The sequence below is a fragment of the Nocardioides sp. NPDC057772 genome, assembly GCF_042798075.1.
In the GTDB taxonomy this organism is placed as follows: domain Bacteria; phylum Actinomycetota; class Actinomycetes; order Propionibacteriales; family Nocardioidaceae; genus Nocardioides.
In genome coordinates, this window is sequence record NZ_JBHVKN010000297.1 from 1 (window position 1) to 4,328 (window position 4,328).

Annotated in this window: 5 protein-coding genes; 4 read left to right on the forward strand and 1 reads right to left on the reverse strand. The window is 68.3% G+C overall.

Features of this window, described 5'->3' with window-relative positions:
• Window positions 1–118: 118 nt before the first annotated feature.
• Window positions 119–745 carry a GNAT family N-acetyltransferase gene (locus ACFVJS_RS26540; protein WP_378886555.1) on the reverse strand — a complete coding sequence of 209 codons (627 nt, stop codon included), beginning with the start codon at window positions 743–745 and terminating at the stop codon, window positions 119–121.
• 167 nt (window positions 746–912) lie between these two features.
• Between ACFVJS_RS26540 and dop the strand changes: the two genes are divergently transcribed.
• The 4 genes from dop to prcA form a co-directional block, all read left to right on the forward strand.
• Window positions 913–2,424 carry a depupylase/deamidase Dop gene (dop, locus tag ACFVJS_RS26545; RefSeq protein ID WP_378886556.1) on the forward strand — a complete coding sequence of 504 codons (1,512 nt, stop codon included), beginning with the start codon at window positions 913–915 and terminating at the stop codon, window positions 2,422–2,424.
• A 143-nt stretch (window positions 2,425–2,567) separates the two neighbouring features.
• Entirely contained in the window at window positions 2,568–2,765 is a 198-nt protein-coding gene (locus tag ACFVJS_RS26550; protein ID WP_045550810.1) for a ubiquitin-like protein Pup, read from the forward strand.
• 3 nt (window positions 2,766–2,768) lie between these two features.
• Window positions 2,769–3,599, forward strand: coding sequence for a proteasome subunit beta (gene prcB / locus ACFVJS_RS26555; RefSeq protein ID WP_378886557.1), 831 nt, complete (start codon window positions 2,769–2,771; stop codon window positions 3,597–3,599).
• Between the two features lie 3 nt (window positions 3,600–3,602).
• The coding region (gene prcA / locus ACFVJS_RS26560) for a proteasome subunit alpha (protein ID WP_378886558.1) at window positions 3,603–4,328 on the forward strand (726 nt) is incomplete at its 3' end.

The window sequence follows — 4,328 nt, forward strand, 5'->3', positions numbered from 1 at the left end:
CGCGAAGGCCCTCACACGCCTTCTCACGCAGCGGCTCGAGCTGAGCGATCCCGCACGTGCGGTCGACGATCCGCGGCACCACCCGCGCTTCCCACAGCCCCATGAGTCCCATACCGGCTCACTCTTCCATCTCACCGGTCCACTGGACCCCGAGAAGCAGCGTGTCCTCTGTTTCGGCGATGGTCGTGAACCCCAGGCGACGGTAGAAACCGACGGCCCGGGTGTTGGCGGTGCTGACGCCGAGGTGGGCGCCGCGTACGCCCGCGACGTGGAAGGAGCCGAGCATCATGCCGATCAGCTCCTTGCCCACACCTTGGCCCTGGGCGCGGGGGAGCAGGTTGATGTGCAGGTGCGCCGGGTAGTCGCTCAGCAGCTCGCCAGGCGTACGCACCGGCCGATGGATCAACGAGCGCAGGCGGGCGTTCCAGTCGTTGCGGTCGTGGTCGGGGCCGGGGTCGGGGTTGACCACGCGCAGCGCGGGCCACCAGTCCTCCTCGCACTCCTTCTCGAAGGCACGGGTGAACGGGGTGCCGACGACGTAGCCCACCACGCCGTCGGCGTCGACCGCCACGAAACCGAGCCCGAGACGCAGCACGATGTAGGGAGCGGCGTAGATGTTCCCCGGCAACCGCGGGTCGTCGTAGAACTCGGTGGCGTCCTCGCCCGACGCCCCGGTCAGCAGACAGATCGAGAAGAGATCGTCGAGGTCGTCGGCGGTGGCCCGCCGGATCTCAGGAGTGCCCATGGCCCAACCTCACCATGACCTGACTCCGTCGCCGACGTAGACCCGGCACACAGCCTTTCACCAACGGTCTCCTCCCGGTGCCGCCCAGCCGAACAACCTGGGGCAACCTCAGCGTGGCGTGTGGATGCTCACGTGCCTTCGCGCACGTGGCCGGTAGCCTTGCAGGCATGAGCGTACGACGGGTGATGGGCACGGAGGTCGAATACGGAATTTCCGTGGCCGGACAGCCTCAGGCCAACCCGATGGTGGCCTCCTCGCAGGTCGTCAATGCGTACGCATCCTCGACCCTGAAGGCGAGGAGAGCGCGCTGGGACTTCGAGGAGGAGTCGCCGCTGCGTGACGCGCGCGGCTTCGACATGTCGCGTCAGGTGGCCGACCCCAGCCAGCTCACCGACGAGGACCTGGGCCTGGCCAACGTGATCCTCACCAACGGTGCCCGGCTCTACGTCGACCACGCCCACCCGGAGTTCTCCTGCCCCGAGGTGACCAACCCGCTCGACGCGGTGCGCTGGGACAAGGCCGGCGAGCAGGTCATGCTCGACGCCTCCCGTGCGGCCGTGCGGCTGCCGGGCAACCCGCAGATCCACCTCTACAAGAACAACACCGACAACAAGGGCGTCTCCTACGGCGCGCACGAGAACTACCTCATGCGCCGCAGCACCGCGTTCGCCGACATCGTCAAGCACCTGACCCCGTTCTTCGTCTCCCGGCAGGTCTTCGCCGGCGCCGGACGGGTGGGGATCGGCCAGGAGCGCCCCAAGCACGGCTTCCAGATCTCCCAGCGAGCCGACTTCTTCGAGGTCGAGGTCGGGCTGGAGACCACGCTCAAGCGGCCGATCATCAACACCCGCGACGAGCCCCACGCCGACCCGGAGAAATACCGCCGCCTCCACGTGATCCTCGGCGACGCCAACCTGGCCGAGGTCTCGACCTACCTCAAGGTCGGGAGTACGTCGCTGGTGCTCGCCATGATCGAGGACGGCTACATCACCCGCGACCTCAGCGTCGACGGCCCGGTCTCGGCGCTGCGCGCGGTCTCCCACGACCCGACCCTGAAGACCCTGATCACGCTCAAGGACGGTCGCAAGCTGACCGGTGTCCAGCTCCAGATGGAATACCTGGACCTGGCCAAGAAGTTCGTCGAGGAGCGCTACGGCTCCGACGCGGACCACCAGACCAAGGACGTGCTCGAGCGCTGGGAGTCGGTGCTCGACCGCCTCGAGCGCGACCCGATGGAGTGCGCCACCGAGCTCGACTGGGTGGCGAAATACAAGCTGCTGCTCGGCTACCGCGACCGCGACGGCCTGGAGTGGGACGACCCCAAGCTCCACCTCATCGACCTGCAGTACGCCGACATCCGCCCGGAGAAGGGCCTCTACCACCGTCTGGTCCGCGCCGGGCGGATCGAGCGTCTGCTCACCGACGACCTGGTCGAGAAGGCGATGCACGACCCGCCGACCGACACCCGCGCCTACTTCCGCGGTCGTTGCCTGGAGAAGTACTCCGAGAACGTCGCCGCGGCCAGCTGGGACTCGGTCATCTTCGACCTGCCCGGGCGCGAGTCGCTGCAGCGGGTGCCGACCATCGACCCGCTGCGGGGCACCAAGAAGCACGTCGGCGGCCTGCTCGACTCCTCCGACACGGCGATGGACCTGTTCAACCGGTTGACCAGTTCCTAGACCTGTTCGGGGCCGTCCCCGACCACCCGGAAGAGGGTGCCGGCGTGCCGAAGGGTGGCCTGTTCGAACGTACGTCTTCCTCCCTCAGCGAAATCGTGCAATGTTGCCTCAGGTTTGTCGGTCCTAGTGGATAGGTTGGTGCCATGGCACAGGAGCAGAAGCAGCCGAAGAAGTCCTCCGAGACCGAGGAGGCCGTCGAGACCGCGCCCGAGACCGACGTCAACGAGCGCAAGGAAGCGCTGGACTCCGACGTCGACGACATTCTGGACGAGATCGACGACGTCCTGGAGACCAATGCCGAGGACTTCGTGAAGTCCTTCATCCAGAAGGGCGGGCAGTAGCAGATGTCGGAGTCCCGCATCCCGGCGGCCTACATGACGCCGGGCACCTCGTCCTTTGCCGATTTCCTGACCGCCCAGTCGCCTGAGCTGCTCCCGGGGCACAACGCGGCCCCGGGCAACCTGGGCGACCTCGCCCCGCACGGCACCACGATCGTCGCGGCCACCTTCCCCGGTGGCGTGATCATCGCCGGTGACCGGCGCGCGACGCAGGGCAACCTGATCGCCGAGCGCGACATGCGCAAGGTGTTCCCGTCCGACGAATACTCCGCGGTCGGCATCGCCGGCTCCGCGGGCCTCGCGGTCGAGCTGGTCAAGCTCTTCCAGACCGAGCTGGAGCACTACGAGAAGATCGAGGGCACCACCCTCTCCATCGAGGGCAAGGCCAGCCGCCTCTCAGCGCTCGTCCGCGGCAACCTCGCGATGGCCATGCAGGGCCTGGTCGTGGTGCCGCTCTTCGTCGGGTTCGACCCCGACGCGGGGGTCGGCAAGATCTATGGGTACGACCCGACCGGCGGCCGCTACGAGCAGACCGGATACGCCGGCGTGGGTTCGGGCTCGTTGTTCGCCAAGGGTGCCCTGAAGAAGCTCTACCGCCCTGACCTCGACGAGGCGACCTTGGTCGCGGTGCTGGTCCAGGCGCTCTACGACGCCGCCGACGACGACTCGGCCACCGGGGGCCCCGACCTGTCCCGCAAGCTGTTCCCGCTGGTGCACGTCATCACGGCCGACGGCGGGCGCACCCTGCCCGACGCCGAGGTCGCGGCCGTCGCGGAGGCTGTCATCGCCGGGAGGCTCCAGCGGCCCGACGGTCCCATCGCAGAGCTGGAGGCCTGAGCCATGAGCACTCCCTTCTACGTCTCTCCCGAGCAGTTGATGCGTGACCGCGCGGACTTCGCGCGCAAGGGCATCTCCCGCGGCCGGGCCCTGGTCTCGCTGCAGTACGCCGACGGCATCGTGTTCGCCTCCGAGAACCCCTCAGCGGCGCTCCACAAGGTGAGCGAGATCTACGACCGGATCGCCTTCGCCGCGGTGGGTCGCTACAACGAGTTCGAGAACCTCCGCATCGCGGGGGTGCGGCTGGCCGACATGCGTGGCTACGCCTACGACCGGCGCGACGTCACCGGCCGCGGCCTGGCCAACGCCTACGCCCAGACCCTCGGCACCATCTTCTCCTCGGGCGGGGAGAAGCCCTATGAGGTCGAGCTGTTCGTCGGCGAGATCGGTGACACCGCGGCGGGCGACCAGCTCTACCGGCTCACCTACGACGGTCAGGTCGTCGACGAGCACGGCTTCGCCGCCATCGGCGGTGCGGCCGAGGCGGTCGGTGGTTACCTGAAGGAGCGTTACACCGAGGGCGCCTCGCTCGAGGACGCCATCAAGCTCGCCGTCGCGGCCCTCGGCCACACCGACACCGATGACCGTGAGATCGACGCGAAGGATCTCGAGGTCGCGGTGCTCGACCGCACCCGCACCCAGCCGCGCAAGTTCCGCAGGATCCGACCGGCGACGCTGGTCGAGATCCTCGGGACCGCCAAGCCCGCGGTGGAGGCGGCTCCGCCGGCC